Raw genomic sequence first — 17,853 nt, 5'->3', positions numbered from 1 at the left:
GAGCAGCGCCCGCGAGCCGCCTAGCGGTCTGACATCGCGACGTCCGGCAGCCCGGCGAACGCGTTCGCGGCGAGCCTTTCCAGATTGTGCAGCTGGCGCTCGTGCACGACGATCCGGCGCAGGGCCTCGTTGATGGTGGCGTCGCTGGTCGACGTGCCCATGATCGCGGCCGCCGCGTCGAGCAAATTCTGGTCGAGATCGATCCGCACGGATTTCATGCGCCCTCCTTCGTACTTTCGCCATCTTGCGGCATAGCGCCCGCTCATGTCCGGCAAATCGCGAACTCGGGGTTGTATAAATACCCTACGGGGGTATAGTTCCATCCATGGAGCACAGGCACGACACCTCGGGCGAGCACCTCTCGCCTACCGCCCACCCGGCGATCAGCGCCGGGCAGCACACCGCGCACCACTCCTCGGCTACCTGGCGTATGGCGGCCATGGCGACGCTGCACTGCCTCACCGGCTGCGCCATCGGCGAGGTCCTGGGCATGGTGATCGGCACCGCGCTGGGCTGGAACAACACTTCGACGATGGCGCTGGCCATCGTGCTGGCGTTCCTGTTCGGCTACGCGTTCACCATGCGCGGCGTGCTGCGGGCCGGCCTGCCGCTGGCCGCCGCCGTCAGCACCGCACTGGCCGCCGACACGGTGTCCATCACGGTCATGGAGATCGTGGACAACGCCGTGATCCTGGCCGTCCCCGGTGCGATGGACGCCCACCTGAACACCGTGCTGTTCTGGGCCACCCTGGCCTTCGCCTTCGCGGTGGCGTTCGTGGTGACCACGCCGGTCAACAAGTGGCTGATCGGGCGCGGCAAAGGCCACGCGGTGGTGCACTCGCTGCACGGCGCGCACTGATCAGCAGGCCGCCCGATTCGAGATTTCTACTGCCGTGATCACGCAGAACGGCCCGTCCGGCTAGGCAGATTGCTCAGCTGGACGGGCTTTTGTTGTCGCCGGGTTCGAGCGGTGCTTGCATCGAGATATGTTCAGCGAGGCGCAGCTGTACTCGCCGGTGACCCGCACCGGCGACGGCGACGTGACCGTGCACCTGAGCGACGAGCACCCCGGCGTGCACGACCCCGACTACCGGGCCCGGCGCAACGCGATAGCCGCGTTGGCGCTGGACTACGCACCGGGAAAGCCGCTCCCCCAGATCGCCTACACCGACGAGGAGCAGCAGGTGTGGCGAATCGTGTCGGCCGAACTCGCGCGCAAGCATCGCAGATATGCCAGCGCGGAGGTCCTCGCGGCCGCGGAGGCGCTGTCGTTGCCCACCGATCACATCCCACAACTGGACGAGGTATCGGCGGCGCTGGCGCCGCTGACCGGATTCCGCTACGCCCCGGCCGCGGGCCTGGTGCCGCTACGGGAGTTCTTCGGCTCCTTCGCCGACCGGATCTTCCACTCCACGCAGTACATCCGGCATCATTCCGCGCCGTTGTACACCCCGGAACCGGACGCCATCCACGAGATCATCGGGCACGCCAACCAGATCGCCAGCCCGCGCTTCGCCGCCATCTACACGACGGTCGGCGCGGCGGTCGCGCGGCTGAGCACCGACCGCGCGCTGAAGTTCTTGGCCGACGTCTTCTGGTTCTCGATGGAGTTCGGCGTCGTCCGGGAACGGGGCGAAGTTCGTTGCTACGGAGCGGGCCTGCTGTCGTCCTACGGCGAGATCGAGGAGTTCCGGCACGCCGAGCTGCGTCCGCTCGACATCGCCCAGATGGGGACCGCGACCTACGACATCACCCATTACCAGCCGATTCTCTACTGTGCGGACTCGATCGCCGAGATCGAGGACGTGATCGGCGGCTTCTTCGCGACCATGGACGACGACACCCCGGATCGGCTGCGGCAGGCCAGCGCCGCCGGGGCGCAGTAGGTCCGTATCACCCCCAGATCGCCTTCAGGATGACCGCTCGGGCCCGAGCGGCATGCCCGCACCCAGGAAATCCAAGGTGCGCGTGATGTTCTCGACATTCAACGGCGTCATCGTCGCCATGGCCAGGGCCGCGCCTGCCATCGCGCCCGCCGCCACCCGCACCTCGAAATCATCGGCCGACCGGCCGACATGCTCGGCCAATAGGCTTGCGATGAGGTCGATGCTGCGGATGATCTCCAAGCCGATGGCCGAGCGCAGCTCCGGCACGTGATAGAGCAGCGCCTGCCGTTCCTGCTCGAACGCGAGTTCGGCGGCGGGCAGACCGCTGAATACCTCGAGCACGGCGTTGCGGAAGGCGGTCCACGGTGAGACCTCGCGCGGCTGGCGTTGCAACGCCTCGATCATCAGCGGATCGAGGTCGTCGGCGAGCACCAACTGTTCCTTGGTCGGGAAATAGCGGAAGAAGGTGCTGGGCGAGACATCGGCGCACGCGGCGATCTGCTCGACGGTCGTCTCGTTGTACCCCTGCTCGCGGAACAGCCGGAAAGCCTCGAGGCGGATCGTCCGACGGGTCCGTTCCTTCTTCCGCTCGCGCAGACCCTGCGCCGTCCCGTTCGCGGGTAGCTCAACCGACATGAATCGATTCTGCCGCACCCGGCTCGCGCACCCGGCCGGGTCGCCGCGCGCGAACGAGCACCGCCGTGAGCACCGCCGCCAGCAGGCACAACGCGGCGCAGGCCCAGAGCATCGCGCTCATGCCGCCCAGGAAGGCGACCTGCACCTGGTGCAGCACCGACGGATCACCCAGCTCGTGCGCCGCGGCGACGCCCGCGTTCACGCCGTCGGCGATCGGTTCGCGGTTCAACGCGCCGAGCTCCGACCGATACCGGGTGGACAGCACAGTGCCCAGCACCGCGACGCCGATGGTGCCGCCGGCCTGACGCAGCGCCTGCAACAGCGCGGAGCCGGAGCCGGAACGCTCCGCGTCGAGTTCCCCCATCGCCATGCCCATCGCGGCGGGCATCACCAGCCCCATCCCGGCGCCGAGCAGCGTCAGCCACAGCGCGGTGTAGCCGTAACCGCTGTCCACGGTGGTCAGCGCGCCGAGGACGAGGGCACCGGCCAGAAGGGTGAACCCTGCGGTGATCACCACGCGGATGCCCAGTTTCGGCAGCACCTTGTCGACCAGTCTGCTGCCGACCAGGATCCCGCCGATGAGCGGAAGCAGCCGCAGGCCGCTGCCGAGCGCGTCCACGCCGAGTACCGCCTGGAAGTACTGCGGAACGGTGAAGAACATGCCGAACATGGCGAAGTTCACCACGATGGAAAACGCGGTGCCCCAGCGGAATCCGTCGGCGGCGAACAGTCCGAGATCGACCAGCGGATGCGTGGTCCTGCGCTGCCAGGCCAGGAACGCGCCGAACAGCAGCACACCGGCCGCGACAGTCGCCCAGGCCGGGCCGTCGCCCCAGCCTTCCTCGCCGATCCGGATGAAGCCGTACGTCAGTCCGAGCATGCCGACGGCCGACAGCACGACACCGGGCAGATCGATCCGGAAGCGCTGCGCGCTGCGCGATTCCGGTACCAGCACCGCGACGGCGAGCGCGCCGATCACGACCATCGGCACGTTGATCAGGAACACCGAACCCCACCAGAAGTTGCGCAGCAACCAGCCGCCCACGATCGGACCCAGCGGAAGACCGATCGCGGTGGAGGTGATCCAGATGGTGAGCGCCCGCTGGAGATCGGCCGGTTCCGGGAACATCGCGGGCAGCACCGACATCGACAGCGGCATCATGGCCGCCGCCGCGATTCCGAGCACGACGCGCGCCGCGATGAGTTCACCGGGCGAGGTGGCCAGGGCGCACGCGACGGAGGCGACGCCGAACAGCATCAGGGCGGCGAGCAGGAATTTCTTGCGGCCGTAGCGGTCGCCGAGCGCGCCCGCCGGCAGCATCACCGCGGCCAGGGCCAGCGTGTAGGCGCTGCTGAACCATTGCAGCGCGGCGGTATTCGCGTGCAGGTCCACCGCGAGCGTGGGCAGCGCCACGGTCAGCACGGTGACATCGAGCCCGATGGTCAGCATCGCCGCCGCCAGCGCGCCGAGCGCCAGCCAGCGGCGGGTCGAGTCGTTCTTCACTGGACCTCCCCGAAAATGGTATCTACTACTTTTTGATAGTAACTCTCATTTGGTTGTTACTGTCAATACCGTGCTCGCGTGCACGAGTGTGTGCGGCCGATCACCGGATCGCTCGCTAGGCTCATCGGCGATGAAGATCACTCGCCGTGCCTTGCTCTGCGCGGGCGCCGTGCTGGCCGTCGCCGCGATCGGAGCGACGGCCGTGCCGTCCCTGGCCGAGCCGAGCACCACCACGCCGTTCACCACCCCGAACACCGACGCCTGCCCCCAGAAGACGTTGCCGCCCGCACCGATCGACGCCTCCGAGGTGCCCGTGCCCGGACAGCCCACTCCGGCGCCGCTGCCGGTCCCGTCCCCGCCGATCGGCGGGGCCCGTCTCGGCGAGTGCGGCGTCGTGCTACCCAAGGCCGCACCGCCCGCGCCGCAGGACATCTCGGCGACGGCCTGGCTGGTGGCGGATCTGGACACGGGCGAGGTGCTGGCGGCAAAGGATCCGCACGGGCGCTACCGGCCCGCCAGCACGATCAAAGTGCTGCTGGCCACGCTGGCATTGCGATCGTTGAATCTCGACAAGACGGTCGTCGGCACGCAGGCCGACGCCAACGTCGACGGCACCCGGGTCGGCATCGGTCCCGGCGGCCGCTACACGAACCGGCAGCTGATGCAGGCGCTGATCATGGCCTCGGGCAACGACGCGGCGCATGCCCTCGCCGCGCAGCTCGGCGGCGACGCCGCGACCGTCGCGAAGATGAACGAACTGGCGAAGTCGTTGCGCGCCATGGATACTCGCGCGGCCACCCCTTCCGGCCTGGACGGTCCCGGGATGAGCACGTCGGCCTACGACCTCGCCGTGCTGTTCCGCGAAGCCATGACCATCCCGCTGTTCGCCGAACTGATCCACACCGAGCAGGTCGACTTCCCCGGCTACCCCGCCGACCCGGCCGTTCCGGGTGACACCGACCGCCCCGGCTACCCGATCGGCAACGACAACCAGCTGCTCTACAACTACACCGGCGCCCTCGGCGGCAAGACCGGCTTCACCGACGACGCGCGCCAGACTTTCGTCGCCGCCGCGCAGCGTGACGGGCGCAGGCTCGCCGTCACCTTGCTCCAGGCCGAGGTGCAGCCGCTGCGGCCCTGGGCCCAGGCCGCCCGGCTGCTCGACTATGGATTCGCGCTGCCCCGCAGCGCCTCGATCGGCAATCTGCCCGGTGCGGTACTACCCCAGCGCGACCAGAGCGCGGTCACCCTGGCCGCGCCGCCCGCGCCGGGCAGCGACCGGGCCACGCCTTCGGTGCCGGGCAGCGACCCCTCCGCCATGCCCCCAGCCGAAGATCGTCGCACCGGCGCCAGAACCACGCTCATCATCGGCGGCGTCCTCTTGGTCGCCGCGCTGCTGCTAGGAGCACGGCAGGCGAACCGGCGGCGCTGATCGAACCGGCGCACGAGGAACTCGAACCTGCGAACGGGTCAACGACGGCCGGGTAACTTACGTAAACCGGAAAGCGCAAGGGCCGCAAGCGCGCCCGCGCCGAAGTAGGCCGCGCCCACGCCCACCGAGATGTCGCGTGCGCTGACCCGCGGGGCGATCACGGCCGGTCCGGGTGCGGGAATCTCCGCTTCCGGCTCGTTCTCCGCCGCGGTGGCGGCCCAGGCGGTAGCGAACAGGACGATGCGATAGGTGACGTAACTGAACACCATCAGGCCGATGATCGAGCCGAAGGTGGCGCCCGCCGGGCTGCTCAGCACCGATCGCAAGTAGATCGACGCGACGATCTTGAACACCTCGAACACCACCGCGGCCAGGGCAGCCGCCTTGACGGCGCTGGCCAGCGTGACCGCTTCCCTGGGCAACCTGGCGATGACCCACGCGAACACCGCCCAGGAGGCGAGAAACCCGAGCGAGGTCGACAACAGCCACAGCAGCACGCCCGCCCCGGGCGCATCGCCGAGACCGAGGCTCTCGAGCAGCCGCCTGCCGAGGGTGCTCGAAGCCAACGCCGACAAACCCAGCGACATCGTGAAGGCGAGACCGAGACCGACCAGCGCCCCCAGATCGGAGAGCTTGGTCATCAGCCAATTGCCGTCCGGAGACTTCTGCTCCCACTGCTCGGTGAGCGCCGCCCGCAGGTTGGCCATCCAACCCAGCCCGCTGTAGACGCCGGTGACCAGTCCCAGGACACCGACCGTGCCCCGCGACTCGATCGCCTGATCGACCAGGTCGTTCAACTGGGTGCCGAACGAGCCCGGGATATTCTCGACGATCTTGGCCTGTAACTCCTCGAGCAGTTCCGGATTGTTGGACAAGACCACGCCCGCGACCGCGAAAGCGATCATCAGCAGCGGAAACAGCGACAGCACAGTGAAATACGTGATGCCCGCCGCGTAGTAGTCGCCCCGCTGCCGCTGGTAGCGCGCCGCCGTACGGACCAGATGGTCCAACCACGGCTGCGCCTGAACACGGCGTTCGATCCCGGCCTTGACGTTGTCGATCACCTGCACCGTTTGCCCCTTCGACCGAGAGACCTCGCACGACACCTGACAGGCCGCACAAAGGTGAGGTAGCCGTTCAGCGACGCAGCAAACCGACCCGATCGTAAACCTGCGCGAGGGTGTTTCCCGCGATCTCTCGCGCGCGCTCGGCTCCAGCGGCGAGGATGCGGTCGAGTTCGCCTTGATCCGACATGTACTCCTGCACCTTCGCACGCAACGGCGTGACGAATTCGACCAGCGCGTCGGCCACGTCGGCTTTCAGCTCGCCGTAACCCTTACCTTCGAAATCCTTCTCCAAGGTGACGATCGGCGCACCGGTCAGCGAACTCAGAATCACCAGCAGGTTGCTGACGCCCGGCTTCTGCTCCGGGTCGTAGCGGATCTCCCGTTCGGTGTCGGTGACCGCGGACTTCACCTTCTTCGCGGTGACCTTCGGGTCGTCGAGCAGGTTGATCAGGCCAGCGTCGGCGGAGGCCGACTTGCTCATCTTCGCCGTCGGGTCCTGCAGGTCGTAGATCTTCGCCGTGCCCTTGACGATGTGCGCCTCCGGCACCACGAACGTCTTCTTGAACCGGGTGTTGAAGCGCTGGGCCAGGTTTCGGGTCAGCTCCAGGTGCTGGCGCTGGTCCTCGCCGACCGGGACCTGATGGGCGCGGTAGAGCAGGATGTCGGCGGCCATCAGCACCGGGTAGGTGAACAGGCCCACGGTCGCGTTCTCCGCGCCCTGCTTCACCGACTTGTCCTTGAACTGGGTCATCCGGCTGGCCTCGCCGAAACCGGTGATGCAGCTGAGCACCCAGGCCAGCTCGGCGTGCTCGGGCACCTGGCTCTGCACGAACAGGGTGGACTTCTTCGGATCGATACCCAGCGCGAGCAGCTGAGCGGCGGCGACCTTGGTACGCGCCTTCAGCTCCTTCGGGTCCTGCGGCACCGTGATCGCGTGCAGGTCCGGAATGAAATACAGCGCGTCGTAGTCGTCCTGCATGGTCACCCAGTACTGCAGCGCGCCAAGGTAGTTCCCGAGATGAAAAGAGGAGCTGGTCGGCTGGATCCCGGACAGAACCCGCTGTTTGCGTTCGGCGGCCGGGGTGGGCGCAGGACTGGACATGCCTTCGATTTTCGCACGCGGCTCAAGCGGAATTTCGCTGCACCCAGTTGCGCGGGTGCACTCCGGGCATACTCGGCCGTCCGCCGCTGACCAGTTCGTGTTCCCGCTTGGAGAGCATTTTGTAGACCGGCGCGCTGGGGCCGGCGAGTGTGCCGCGCAGCACCGGGGGCACCAGCGGGACCGGCACGTGCGCGGTGCGAACCGCCCGGGACAACGCCTGGTAGGCGACTTGCTCGGCCACGCCCCAGCGGATGCCGTACATGGTGCGGATCCGCGGCGGCAGACTGCCCTGCACCAGCAGGTAGAACACCGAGGTGACCTGCTGCAACGGCACGCCCTGCGGATACGGCACGCGCTGCCCGGCCAGGTACGAGCCGACCAGCCGCGCCTCGTCGGTGAGGAACAGTTCGTCGGAGGCCAAATAGCCGTCGAAGAACGCGCGGAACTCGCGGTAACTGCCCGGCGCGGCGTCCGCGGGCATGCCGAACAGCTCGCCCCAGCGCACGTAGTCCTGATAGAGCCCCTCGCGCTCGCCGTCGGTCATGGGGCGCACCAGCAGGTCGTACATCACCTCGGCCGAGTCGAAGGTGAAGGCCATCGTCATGAACATCAGGTGCGGGTCGAGCGCGGAGTACCCGGTGCCTGCCGGGTGGTGGGCTCCGGCGTACTCGGGGAGCGCGCCACGGACCTTGACGTGCCGCTTCCTGGTGAACGCCAGCGCGCGATCGGCCTCGGCCTTGCTGCCGAGGAACACCGCCTCGAACAGATGCCCGGTGAGCGCGAGCCGGGTGTAGGGCGTCGTCCGGTGCTCGGTGTTCTCGGCGGTGCCGACGTACAGCAGCGGGTGCACCGCGCCGATCACCAGAGCGCGCAGGCCGTAGGTCAGGCCCACCGCCCGTTTGCTCATCACCCGCCGAACCATCGAGTGGTCGCTGAAATAGCCGGGCTCGGACACCGCTGCCTCCTCGTCGAGATCATCTGGCAATAGCATCCACCAGAATTGCTAATTCTGGCAATACCCTCTGCCAGAATTGTTCTCTGTCAGAATCGAACGGTGGCGGCGCAACGGACTTATGGAGGCATCTCCGCCGAGGAGCGCCGGGCGCAGCGGCGTGCGGCCTTGCTGGAGGCGGCGCTGGAGATCATCGGCACCGAAGGGCTGTCGAAGCTGACCGTGTCGGGGCTGTGCGGACAGGCCGGGCTCAACGAGCGGTACTACTACGAGAACTTCGACAGCCGGGACGCCGTACTCACCGCCCTGCTCGACGGGATCGCCGCGGAACTCGCGGCGACCATTCTCGCGGCCGTGCGCACCGCACCGCCCGACACGCGCGCGACCGCGCACGCCGCGATCACCGCGGGCGTCCACCTGCTCACCGACGACCCGCGCAAGGCGAAAGCGGCCCTGATCACGGCCATGGCGACGCCCGAACTGCGCGCCCGCACCACCGAGACGGTGCGCGCGTTCGCGCGGATGGTGGCCGCGGAAGGCATGGATTTCTACCGGATGCCCGATGCGGCCCCGGACCCGGCGATCGACTTCCGCGCCCTGTATCTGGTCGGTGGACTGGTGCAGACGCTGACCGCGTGGCTCCAGGGCGATCTGAACCTCACCCGGGACGAACTCATCGAGCACACCGTCGACGTATTCGTCCTGCTCGGCGAGGACCTCGCGGGCAAATTGCGCTGACGGCCCCGGTCACAGGCGCAGGGACACGTCCTCGAGGTCGGGCGCGTCGCCCTGGAGCACCACCCGGAACAGCACGTCACGCCGTGACCAGTAAGCCGCGCAATCCCGCATGGCCTCGGCGAACCAGTCGCGCTCGATCGGCTCCTCGGCGAGCAGTTCGGCCGAGTCGCGCACCACGGCAACGTATCCGGCCCCTTCGCCGAGAAAATCGTCCAGGTCGCGCAGGCATTCGTCGAAGGCGTCCTTGTTCCCCCCGAAGTAGTACGGGAACTGGAACGCGGCGGCGAACTCGTCGAACAGGCGGGCGGTGGTGGACATCTTCGTGCCGCGGACCTCGCGCACCAGATAGCCGGGGGGCGCCTTGTCGCGCACCCCGCTGAACTCGGCCGCGTCGACCGCGAGGGCGCCGAAGGTAACCCGCGGCGGGGCGAGTTCGGCGCGGGGCGGCGCGTCGTCCGCGTCGGGACGGGCAAGGAACTGCGACAGCGTGACGGTCTTTGTCATCAGCGCATCCTCGTGAAGGTCTTGTAGTGGTCACCGGTGTACCACGCCGAGCCGTCGCTGCCGGTGACGATGCGTTCGGCGTCGCGGGACCGGCCGGGCTGCTTGGGATTGACGTCCCATTCCTGATAGGTGATCGACTTACCGGAACCGTCCGTGGCCGGCAGGTCGCCGCCGCGGTTCATCCATCGCTCGCCCCCTTTGGTGCCCGGGGCGTTCGCCGAGCCCGGCCAGCGGCCCGCGTCGATCTCCCGCAGCGTGGCGTACGCGCGCTCCGGGACGCCGACGGCCTGGGTGACCGGCGACGCGGTGTCCCCGCCGCGCGGTGCGGTGGCGGGCGAGGTGACGGTGCTCGCAGCGACGGTGCTCGCGCGACTCGCCGAGGGGGACGTGGTGGCATCGCCACCGTCGTACAGAGCCAGCACCGCGGCGATCAGCACCAGAGCGACCGCGCCGAGTACGCCGAGTACGCGCTTGGTCAACGGCGACCGGTTCATCGGTACTGCACCGTGACGGGCGCGTGGTCGGACCAGCGCTGGTCATAGGTCGCGGCGCGTTCCACCACCGCCTCTTTCGCACGGGCGGCCAGTTCGCCGCGCACCAGCTGATAGTCGATGCGCCAGCCGCTGTCGTTGTCGAACGCGCGACCCCGGTATGACCACCAGCTGTAGGGGCCGTCGGCCCCTGGGTTCAGGCTGCGCACCACATCGACGTATCCCGCGGCCAGCAACTCATCAATCCACGCCCGCTCCTGCGGCAGGAACCCGGCCGACTTCAGGTTGCCCTTCCAGTTCTTCAGGTCACGCTCGGTGTGCGCGATGTTCCAGTCCCCGGCCACCACGAAATCCCCGGTGCGCGCAGTGAGGTAGGCACCGAGTTCGGCCATGAACCGATACTTCTCGTCCTGGCGCACGGTGCCCGCGTCACCGGAGTGCACGTAGACGCTCGCGACGGTGACGTCGTCGAAGTCGGCCTCGAGATAGCGGCCCGCCGCCGCGAACTCACTGCTGCCGAAGCCGATTCGCACGGCACTCGGCGCCCGCCGGGACAGGATGCCCACTCCGGCGCGACCCTTGGACTCCGGCTCGGCGTGCGAGAGCTGCCATCCCGCGGCGAGCGCCGGCGCGAGCGCGGCCCTGACCTGCTCGTCGGTGGCGCGGGTCTCCTGCACGCAGACGACGTCGGCCTCGGTGACCGCGAGCCAGGCCAGCAGCCCCTTGCCCGCGGCAGCGCGGACACCGTTCACGTTCACTGTCGAGATATACGGCACTCCACGACCGTACAATGCTGGTCTGATGAAGTCCCCCGGACACTGCCGTCCAGGAAGGGGTGATGACGATGTCGTCTGACGCCTCCCAGTCCTCCTCCGCCGCCGCGCGCGGCTCCACCCGGGCCAACCGGCCCCAGCCGATCAAGGCATTGCACCTGGGTTCCGGCGACCCCCTGCTGTTGCTGCACGGATTCATGATGTCGCCGCACGCCTGGGAGCAGACCGCGGCGCGGCTGTCGACGCACTGCGAAGTGTTCGCGCCCGCGTTCGCGGGCCACTGGGGCGGTGCGCCCAGCGACGGCCGGTCGGTCGACGTGTACGCGCTCGCCGACCGGATCTGCGATCAGCTCGACGAACTGGGTTGGCGCACTTGCCATATCGCAGGCAACTCGCTCGGCGGCCTGGTCGGCGTCGAACTCGCCCGCCGCGGACGCGCCCGCACCCTGACGCTCATCGCGCCCGCGGGCGGCTGGCACGCGCCCTCGCTGACCCAGTGGCGGATCAACCTGAAATTCCTCTCCCTGGTGCCACTCGTCGAAATCGGCAAGCGGCTGGGCGGATTCGCGATCGGCAACCCGCTCGCCCAACGCGTCGCCCTGCTCGCGCTGAGCAAGCACGCCGCCGCGGTATCCCGCCGCGACGCCGCCGCAGCCCTCGCGGCCGCGTTGAACTGCTCGGCGATGATCCCGATGATCCTCGGCGCGATGCGAGCGCCGGCCCAGGAGGACCTGGCCACCCTGCGGACGCCGGTCCGGCTGCTGCTCTCGGAGTACGACCGGGTCATCCCCAACCGCGTCTACGCACGCCGCTACCTGAAGGAACTGCCCGAATCCGCCGACCGCATCCTGGTCAACGGCGTCGGGCACGTACCGATGCTGGAAGCGCCCGACCGCATCGCCACCCTCATCGCCGAGCACGTCTACGCCAGCCGCACGCGCCTTCGGGCTGTGTAGTTTGGCCGCGACTTCGTCGCGGCGTGTTCGCGGCCCCCTTATGGCTCGCGGGCCGCGAACGGTGCATGCTCGGTCTCGCTTCGCTCGAAAGCTGGGGTTGAGGTGCGCTGGGGGCGTTGGTTTCTGAAGTCAGGATTCAGTGCACGCGGTTTGTGGTCGCTGGCCGTCAGGTTGCCGGGACTGGTGACTGGTCGCGTACGCGGCGTTCACTGGGATGTGCGCCGGGGCTGCGAACGGCGCATGCTCGGTCTCGCTTCGCTCTGTGGTCGGGCCGATGTGGTCGCGTGGAGTGGGCAGCGCCCGCCTGAAGGTTCGCTGAGGAGGGTCGGCGTGTGGTCAGTGCGGGCCGACGGCCCGAGTGCTCAACGTGCGCGTCGCTTCCTGCTCGATGGCCGCCCACGACTCGGCGCCACTCGGGCACGAGCCGAGCCGCGAACGGGCCGACGCTCGGCCCGCCTCGGACGAAGCCGTGGGCCGAGCCAGCCCGGAAGTGACATCGCTTCCACAGCGAGTGAAGTCGCCTGGGCGCTGCCGTCCCGGGAATTACTACGCGAGCAGACCCTTCGCTATGTGGGTCACCTGGATCTCGTTGCTGCCCGCGTAGATCATCAGCGACTTGGCGTCGCGGGCGAGTTGCTCCACGCGGTACTCGGTCATGTACCCGTTGCCGCCGAAGAGCTGGACCGCTTCCATGGCCACCTCGGTGGCTGCCTCGCTGGCGTACAGCTTCATCGCCGACGCCTCGGCCAGGGTCGGCGGTTTGCCCGCCCTACCTCGCTCCAGGGTGTTGAACACCATGTTCTGCACGTTGATCCGGGCGATCTCCATCTTCGCCAGTTTCAGCTGCACCAGCTGGAAGCGGCCGATCTCCTGGCCCCAGAGCTTGCGGCTCTTGGCGTACTCCACGCACAATCGGTGGCACTCGTTGATGATGCCCAGCGCCATGAAGGCCACGCCGATCCGCTCGGCGGTGAAGCTGGAGCGGGCGCTGTCGCGGCCGTCGCCGCCCCGGTGCTCCTCGGTCTCGCCGAGCAGCCGGTCCCGGCCGACGCGCACGTTGTCGAAGAACAGCTCACCGGTCGGCGAGGAGTGCAGGCCCATCTTCTTGAACGGCTTGCCCTGGGTGAGGCCGGGCATGCCCTTGTCCAGCACGAAGGTGAGCACCTTGCGTTCGCGCCTGTCGCCACCCGCGCCATCGTCCAGCTTCGCGTAGACGATCATCACGTCGGCGTAGGGGCCGTTGGTGATGAAGGTCTTCTGGCCGTTGAGCAGGTAGTCCTCGCCGTCGCGCTTGACGTAGGTCTTCATGCCGCCGAACGCGTCGGAACCGGAATCCGGTTCGGTGATCGCCCAGGACGCGACCTTCCGCATGGTGACGATGTCCTCCAGCCAGCGCTGCTTCTGCGCCGGCGTCCCCCGCGACATGATCGTGGTGGCGCCGAGACCGATGCTCACCCCCATCGCGGTGACCAGGCCCATGCACACCCCGGACAGCTCACCGATGAGCACCGCCATCAGCGATTCCTGGCCGGCGAACGGGCTGCCGCCGGAGGCCTTCTTCTCCGGCTTCGGCTCCCCCGCCTCGACCGCCGCCTCCCGCGCCGCCTGCTTGGCCAGCATCTTCTGCACGGCCTCGCCGCCCATCACGTCGATGCCGAACTCTGCGAACAATTTCCGGATGACGGGGTAGGGCGGCAGTTCACCGCTGTCGAGCGCGTCCAGGTTGGGGCGGACCTCCTTGTCGATGAACGCCCGGACGGCGTCGCGGATCATCACATCGGTCTCGGACCATTCGAACATCGTCGTTCTCCTCACGTTCCCCGAGATCAGGGCAGCCGGGCGGCGATGTCGTCGATCAGCCAGGGACCCTCGGTCTCGATGGTCTTCACATCGTGCCAACCGGCCAACTCCGAGATCGCGCCGCCCTGCACCGCGAACACTTTGCCGGTGATCGGGCAGGTGTCGGCGGCCAGATAGGCGACCAGCGGGGCGATGTTGGCCGGGGCGAAGGCGTCGAACTCGCCCTCGGACGCTTCCGCCTCCGCCGCCAGCATCTCGCCCATGCCGGGGGTGGCCAGGGTGAGCCGGGTGCGCGCGATCGGAGCGATCGCGTTCACCCGCACGCCGTAACGCCCCAGTTCCTCGGCGGCCACCAGGGTCAGCGCCGCGATTCCCGCCTTCGCCGCGCCGTAGTTGGCCTGGCCCGCGTTCGGCAGGGTGGTGCCCGACGCCGAAGCGGTGTTGATCACCGCGGCCTTGGGCTGGTTGCCCGCCTTGGACTGCTGCTTCCAGTACGCCGCGGCGTGGTGCAGCACCGCCGCGTGTCCCTTGAGGTGCACGGCGATCACCGCGTCCCACTGCGCCTCGTCCATGCCCGCGATGAAGGCGTCGCGCAGAATGCCCGCGTTGTTGACCACGACGTCGAGGCCGCCGAACTCGGTGACCGCCTGTTCGACGAGCTTCTGCGCGCCGTCCCAGGTCGCGACGTCGTCGGAGTTGGCCACCGCCTTGCCGCCCGCGGCGACGATCTCGCGCACCACCTCCTGGGCGGGACCGGAGTCGGCGCCCTCCCCCGCATTGCTGCCGCCGAGATCGTTGACGACCACCGCGGCCCCCTCCCTCGCGAACAGCAGTGCGTGCTCGCGGCCGATGCCGCGGCCCGCGCCGGTGATGACGGCGACCCGTCCGGCCAGTGCGCCCATGTTGTCTCCTGAAGTTCCGCCGAATCCGGCGTCGGGTGGAAAGGTGCGGCGCAATCGCGCCGCCGCACCGGGATCAGTCGGCGATCTCCGCCAGTCCGTCGCTGAGCACGACGTCGTCGCCGCGCACGGTCTCGAAGACGTAGCGGGTGACGCCATCGGCCGAGCCGGCTTTCCAAATGCGGGTCTCCAGGTGGTCACCGGGGAAAACCAGCTTGGCGAAGCGCACCGCGAACCGCCTGAGCCGGTGCACATCCGATGCCGCGACCTCGGTGAGCACCGCCCAGGACGCGAACGCCATGGTGCACAGCCCGTGCGCGATGATGCCGGGCAGCCCGGCGTCCTTGGCGACCTGCTCGTCCAGGTGCAGCGGCACCGGATCGCCGGACGCCGGTGCGTAACGGAAGGTCTGGTCGTCATCGACGTGCTGCGCCACGACCGCGACCGGCTCCTGCTCGCGCAGGCGTTCATCGAACTTGTGCGCCGGAGCGGCCTCGCCGACCGTCCTCCCCGCGTCGATATTGCGGAAGAACGCCGTCAGGTACTGGTCGTTGACCGGTTCGCCCGCCTCGGTGCGGCATTCGATGCGGATGGTGATGGTGGTCCCGTTGGGGCGGCTGGTGTAGCCGATCGCCTTGGCGCGCGACACCAGCCGGTCGCCGGGCCGGATCGCGCGGTGGAAGTGAAAGTCCTGTTCCCCGTGTACGACTCGGCCGAAGATGTCCATCGGGGCGACGTCGATGACCGGCATCATCATCGCCTCGAAAACCGGGACGATGGCGAAGACCGGCCCGGCAACCGTCCCGGCCAGATGCGCGGCGATCGGATCGTTGGTCGCGGCGGCGTACTCCGCGACGCGCTCGGCGGTGACCTCGAAACGTTCCTCGTCGCACCAGGTTTCCAGGCCGCTGTCATCGAACTCGACCACACGGGCCGCGGCAGTATCGGAACTCATGCGGACACCTTTCCGGCACGAGCGGGGCCCTGCGTGGTCACGCTCCGCTGCCGCCTCCGGGCCTGACCGCTCATGCTGTAGCTGCTGTCGGCACGAGCGGGGCCCTGCGTGGTCACGCTCCGCTGCCGCCTCCGGGCCTGACCGCTCATGCCGCTGCGGCCAGGGCGTCGAGCTGTTCGAGCGATCGGTCCAGCTGCTTGATGCCGTCCTTCTCCACGGCTTTGCCGAGCGCGCCCTTGATCAAGGCGCCTTCGAAGTCGCCGGAGACCAGGATGGTGCTTCCCGCGCCGCTGGGCCGGATGTCGAAGGTGAACTCGGTCTTCACCCCGGCCATTCCGGTTCCGCCGAGGGTCAGCGTGTGCGGCGCGGCCACCGAGACGATGGTCCACTCCAGCTTGTTCGCCATGCCGAGCATCACGATCTTGGCGACCAGTTTGGCGCCCTCGCTCAGCACGGCGGGCGGCTCCTCCATGAAGCGCTCGTGGATGGTGAACCACTTGTCCCAGGTCTGCGGGTCGGAGACGACCGCCCACAGCGCCTCGGGCGTGGCGTTGACGTCCTTGGTGGCTTCGATGTGTCCCATGTGTGCACTCCTCGTCGAGTTCGTCCGCGGATCGGGCCGCGGTTCAGCGGTCGGCGCGCTGGTAGGCGGTGACGACGGCCGCGCCGCCGAGGCCGATGTTGTGTTGCAGGGCGGCGGTGACGCCGTCCACCTGACGCTTGTCCGCGGTGCCGCGCAGCTGCCAGGTCAACTCCGAGCACTGCGCGAGACCCGTCGCACCGAGCGGGTGTCCCTTGGAGATCAGGCCGCCGGAGGGGTTCACCACCCACTTGCCTCCATAGGTGGTGCGGCCGTCGTCGATCAGCTGCCCCGCCTCGCCCTCCGCGCACAGCCCGAGCGCTTCGTAGAGCAGCAGTTCGTTGGCCGAGAAACAGTCGTGCAGCTCGATGACCTGGAAGTCGTCCGGGCCGAGCCCCGCCTGCTCGTACACCTTTCGCGCGGCTTGGACGTTCATGTCGTAGCCGATCAGGTTCTTGGCGGTCTCATCGAAGGTGGAGGCGAAGTCGGTGGTCATCGCCTGGCCGACGATCTCCACCGCCTGCCCGGCGAGGTCGTGCGCGTCGACGAAAGCCTCGCTCGCCAGGATCGCCGCGCCGGACCCGTCGGAGGTCGGCGAGCACTGCAGTTTGGTGAGCGGGTCGTAGATCATTCGGGAGCCGAGGATGTCGTCGAGCGTGTACGCGTCCTGGAACTGCGAATACGGGTTGTTCACCGAGTGCTTGTGGTTCTTGTAGCCGATCGTGGCGAAATGCTCGGCGGTGGTGCCGTACTGCTTCATGTGCTCGCGCCCCGCGGCGCCGAACATCCACGGCGCCACCGGGAACAGCACCTCGGAGATCTCGGCCAGCGCCATGACGTGCTTGGCCATGGGCTGCTCGCGGTCGTCCCAGGTGGAGCCGAGCGAGCCGGGTTGCATCTTCTCGAAGCCGAGCGCCAGCGTGCATTCCGCCAGCCCGCCCCGGATCGCCTGCGCCGCGAGGTACAGCGCCGTCGAGCCGGTGGAGCAGTTGTTGTTCACGTTGACCACCGGGATGCCGGTCATGCCGAGTTCGTAGACGGCACGCTGACCCGAGGTGGATTCGCCGTAGACGTAGCCGACGTAGGCCTGCTCGACCAGGTCGTAGGCGATGCCCGCGTCCGCGAGCGCCTTGGTACCCGATTCCCTGGCCATGTCCGGATAGTCCCAGGCACGGGTGGTGCCGTCGGCTTCCTCGACGAGGCGGCGGCCCGGCTTCTCGAACTTCGTCATGCCGACACCGACGACGTAGACCTTGTTCGCCATCGAACTCCTCAGGTTGTGCGTGCACCGCGGGGGCGGCCGCCCGGAACGAGCTGGAAACAAACATACATATTTGTATGTAAGTGAGCAAGGCTAAGTGGCGGACGTGCCACGATCACAGGAATAACCAGGCAATTGCGTATGGCCTGGTACATACAGTGAGACATGCATGTGTTCTGATCATTGCGTCGGCGCGCCGCAGGTCGGACTCACCGGATTGCCGAAGCGACCACTCCTCCGCCGGTCGCGACCGAGTGACCGATTCCGCGCGTCGCGGACTCGTCGGCACCGCGCTCAGCGTCCGGAACATACAGTGC

At 68.3% G+C, this 17,853-nt stretch carries 19 protein-coding genes; 5 read left to right on the top strand and 14 right to left on the bottom strand.

The window, feature by feature from the left end:
* Positions 1-20: 20 nt before the first annotated feature.
* The gene (locus tag ON19_RS05625) at positions 21-218 is read right to left on the bottom strand and encodes a type II toxin-antitoxin system VapB family antitoxin (RefSeq protein WP_043687860.1); all 198 of its coding nucleotides are present in this window, start codon (positions 216-218) and stop codon (positions 21-23) included.
* 107 nt (positions 219-325) lie between these two features.
* Here ON19_RS05625 and ON19_RS05620 point away from each other — a divergent pair, with 107 nt between their 5' ends.
* Both ON19_RS05620 and ON19_RS05615 read left to right on the top strand, forming a co-directional pair.
* Positions 326-859, top strand: coding sequence for a DUF4396 domain-containing protein (locus ON19_RS05620; RefSeq protein ID WP_083899154.1), 534 nt, complete (start codon positions 326-328; stop codon positions 857-859).
* 127 nt (positions 860-986) lie between these two features.
* Positions 987-1,886, top strand: a complete 900-nt coding sequence (locus ON19_RS05615; RefSeq protein WP_043687858.1) for a phenylalanine 4-monooxygenase — start codon at positions 987-989, stop codon at positions 1,884-1,886.
* A gap of 24 nt (positions 1,887-1,910) precedes the next feature.
* Here the strand turns inward: ON19_RS05615 and ON19_RS05610 are convergent, their stop codons facing one another.
* Together ON19_RS05610 and ON19_RS05605 are read right to left on the bottom strand one after the other, a co-directional pair.
* On the bottom strand, positions 1,911-2,522 hold the full coding sequence (locus tag ON19_RS05610) for an acyl-CoA-like ligand-binding transcription factor (protein ID WP_043687856.1): 612 nt from the start codon (positions 2,520-2,522) through the stop codon (positions 1,911-1,913).
* Complete coding sequence (locus ON19_RS05605) at positions 2,512-4,026, bottom strand: MFS transporter (protein WP_043687853.1); 1,515 nt, start codon at positions 4,024-4,026, stop codon at positions 2,512-2,514. The genes ON19_RS05610 and ON19_RS05605 overlap by 11 nt, the downstream gene beginning before the upstream one ends.
* A 130-nt stretch (positions 4,027-4,156) precedes the next feature.
* Here ON19_RS05605 and ON19_RS05600 point away from each other — a divergent pair, with 130 nt between their 5' ends.
* Entirely contained in the window at positions 4,157-5,458 is a 1,302-nt protein-coding gene (locus tag ON19_RS05600; protein WP_043687850.1) for a D-alanyl-D-alanine carboxypeptidase family protein, read from the top strand.
* 38 nt (positions 5,459-5,496) lie between these two features.
* On the opposite strand, the gene yhjD is transcribed toward ON19_RS05600, so the two are convergent.
* From yhjD to ON19_RS05585, 3 genes are all read right to left on the bottom strand, one after another.
* Positions 5,497-6,528 carry an inner membrane protein YhjD gene (gene yhjD / locus ON19_RS05595; protein ID WP_043687846.1) on the bottom strand — a complete coding sequence of 344 codons (1,032 nt, stop codon included), beginning with the start codon at positions 6,526-6,528 and terminating at the stop codon, positions 5,497-5,499.
* 67 nt (positions 6,529-6,595) lie between these two features.
* Positions 6,596-7,627: a tryptophan--tRNA ligase gene (trpS, locus tag ON19_RS05590; RefSeq protein WP_043687843.1), complete on the bottom strand. Its 1,032-nt coding sequence runs from the start codon at positions 7,625-7,627 to the stop codon at positions 6,596-6,598.
* 22 nt (positions 7,628-7,649) lie between these two features.
* Positions 7,650-8,582 carry an oxygenase MpaB family protein gene (locus ON19_RS05585; protein ID WP_043687841.1) on the bottom strand — a complete coding sequence of 311 codons (933 nt, stop codon included), beginning with the start codon at positions 8,580-8,582 and terminating at the stop codon, positions 7,650-7,652.
* A gap of 99 nt (positions 8,583-8,681) precedes the next feature.
* On the opposite strand from ON19_RS05585, the gene ON19_RS05580 reads away from it, so the two are divergent.
* Positions 8,682-9,317, top strand: coding sequence for a TetR/AcrR family transcriptional regulator (locus ON19_RS05580; RefSeq protein ID WP_043687838.1), 636 nt, complete (start codon positions 8,682-8,684; stop codon positions 9,315-9,317).
* 9 nt (positions 9,318-9,326) lie between these two features.
* On the opposite strand, the gene ON19_RS05575 is transcribed toward ON19_RS05580, so the two are convergent.
* From ON19_RS05575 to ON19_RS05565, 3 genes are read right to left on the bottom strand one after another with little or no spacing between them, the layout of a single operon-like run.
* Complete coding sequence (locus tag ON19_RS05575) at positions 9,327-9,821, bottom strand: barstar family protein (protein WP_043687835.1); 495 nt, start codon at positions 9,819-9,821, stop codon at positions 9,327-9,329.
* On the bottom strand, positions 9,821-10,315 hold the full coding sequence (locus ON19_RS05570) for a guanyl-specific ribonuclease (RefSeq protein WP_051168562.1): 495 nt from the start codon (positions 10,313-10,315) through the stop codon (positions 9,821-9,823). Before ON19_RS05570 ends, ON19_RS05575 begins: the two co-directional genes overlap by 1 nt.
* Positions 10,312-11,088 (bottom strand): exodeoxyribonuclease III, encoded by a 777-nt coding sequence (locus tag ON19_RS05565; RefSeq protein ID WP_043687826.1) that lies wholly within the window; start codon positions 11,086-11,088, stop codon positions 10,312-10,314. The genes ON19_RS05570 and ON19_RS05565 overlap by 4 nt, the downstream gene beginning before the upstream one ends.
* A gap of 62 nt (positions 11,089-11,150) precedes the next feature.
* Between ON19_RS05565 and ephH the strand changes: the two genes are divergently transcribed.
* Entirely contained in the window at positions 11,151-12,041 is an 891-nt protein-coding gene (gene ephH, locus ON19_RS05560; RefSeq protein ID WP_043687823.1) for an epoxide hydrolase EphH, read from the top strand.
* Between the two features lie 546 nt (positions 12,042-12,587).
* On the opposite strand, the gene ON19_RS05555 is transcribed toward ephH, so the two are convergent.
* The 5 genes from ON19_RS05555 to ON19_RS05535 form a co-directional block, all read right to left on the bottom strand.
* Positions 12,588-13,841 (bottom strand): acyl-CoA dehydrogenase family protein, encoded by a 1,254-nt coding sequence (locus ON19_RS05555; protein ID WP_043687814.1) that lies wholly within the window; start codon positions 13,839-13,841, stop codon positions 12,588-12,590.
* A 26-nt stretch (positions 13,842-13,867) separates the two neighbouring features.
* A complete protein-coding gene (locus tag ON19_RS05550; protein WP_043687805.1) occupies positions 13,868-14,743 on the bottom strand; it encodes an SDR family oxidoreductase in 876 nt (291 codons plus the stop codon).
* 73 nt (positions 14,744-14,816) lie between these two features.
* Positions 14,817-15,695, bottom strand: coding sequence for a MaoC/PaaZ C-terminal domain-containing protein (locus ON19_RS05545; protein WP_043687799.1), 879 nt, complete (start codon positions 15,693-15,695; stop codon positions 14,817-14,819).
* A 145-nt stretch (positions 15,696-15,840) separates the two neighbouring features.
* Entirely contained in the window at positions 15,841-16,278 is a 438-nt protein-coding gene (locus ON19_RS05540) for a type II toxin-antitoxin system Rv0910 family toxin (RefSeq protein ID WP_043687791.1), read from the bottom strand.
* Between the two features lie 43 nt (positions 16,279-16,321).
* Positions 16,322-17,539, bottom strand: coding sequence for a lipid-transfer protein (locus tag ON19_RS05535; RefSeq protein WP_043687788.1), 1,218 nt, complete (start codon positions 17,537-17,539; stop codon positions 16,322-16,324).
* Positions 17,540-17,853 lie beyond the last annotated feature (314 nt).

Source organism: Nocardia abscessus NBRC 100374 (assembly GCF_000308455.1).
Classification (GTDB): Bacteria; Actinomycetota; Actinomycetes; order Mycobacteriales; family Mycobacteriaceae; genus Nocardia; species Nocardia abscessus.
Note: the sequence above shows the minus strand (reverse complement) of the source record. Positions and strands in the feature narration are given on the sequence as shown.

Excerpts from the sequence above, each read along its gene's own strand:
- ON19_RS05540 (WP_043687791.1), bottom strand. The coding sequence starts at position 16,278 with ATGGGACACATCGAAGCCACCAAGGACGTCAACGCCACGCCCGAGGCG.
- ON19_RS05545 (WP_043687799.1), bottom strand. The coding sequence starts at position 15,695 with ATGAGTTCCGATACTGCCGCGGCCCGTGTGGTCGAGTTCGATGACAGC.
- ON19_RS05600 (WP_043687850.1), top strand. The coding sequence starts at position 4,157 with ATGAAGATCACTCGCCGTGCCTTGCTCTGCGCGGGCGCCGTGCTGGCC.
- ON19_RS05550 (WP_043687805.1), bottom strand. The coding sequence starts at position 14,743 with ATGGGCGCACTGGCCGGACGGGTCGCCGTCATCACCGGCGCGGGCCGC.
- ON19_RS05625 (WP_043687860.1), bottom strand. The coding sequence starts at position 218 with ATGAAATCCGTGCGGATCGATCTCGACCAGAATTTGCTCGACGCGGCG.
- ON19_RS05610 (WP_043687856.1), bottom strand. The coding sequence starts at position 2,522 with ATGTCGGTTGAGCTACCCGCGAACGGGACGGCGCAGGGTCTGCGCGAG.
- trpS (WP_043687843.1), bottom strand. The coding sequence starts at position 7,627 with ATGTCCAGTCCTGCGCCCACCCCGGCCGCCGAACGCAAACAGCGGGTT.
- ON19_RS05535 (WP_043687788.1), bottom strand. The coding sequence starts at position 17,539 with ATGGCGAACAAGGTCTACGTCGTCGGTGTCGGCATGACGAAGTTCGAG.
- ephH (WP_043687823.1), top strand. The coding sequence starts at position 11,151 with ATGACGATGTCGTCTGACGCCTCCCAGTCCTCCTCCGCCGCCGCGCGC.
- ON19_RS05620 (WP_083899154.1), top strand. The coding sequence starts at position 326 with ATGGAGCACAGGCACGACACCTCGGGCGAGCACCTCTCGCCTACCGCC.
- ON19_RS05570 (WP_051168562.1), bottom strand. The coding sequence starts at position 10,315 with ATGAACCGGTCGCCGTTGACCAAGCGCGTACTCGGCGTACTCGGCGCG.
- ON19_RS05615 (WP_043687858.1), top strand. The coding sequence starts at position 987 with ATGTTCAGCGAGGCGCAGCTGTACTCGCCGGTGACCCGCACCGGCGAC.
- ON19_RS05555 (WP_043687814.1), bottom strand. The coding sequence starts at position 13,841 with ATGTTCGAATGGTCCGAGACCGATGTGATGATCCGCGACGCCGTCCGG.
- ON19_RS05575 (WP_043687835.1), bottom strand. The coding sequence starts at position 9,821 with ATGACAAAGACCGTCACGCTGTCGCAGTTCCTTGCCCGTCCCGACGCG.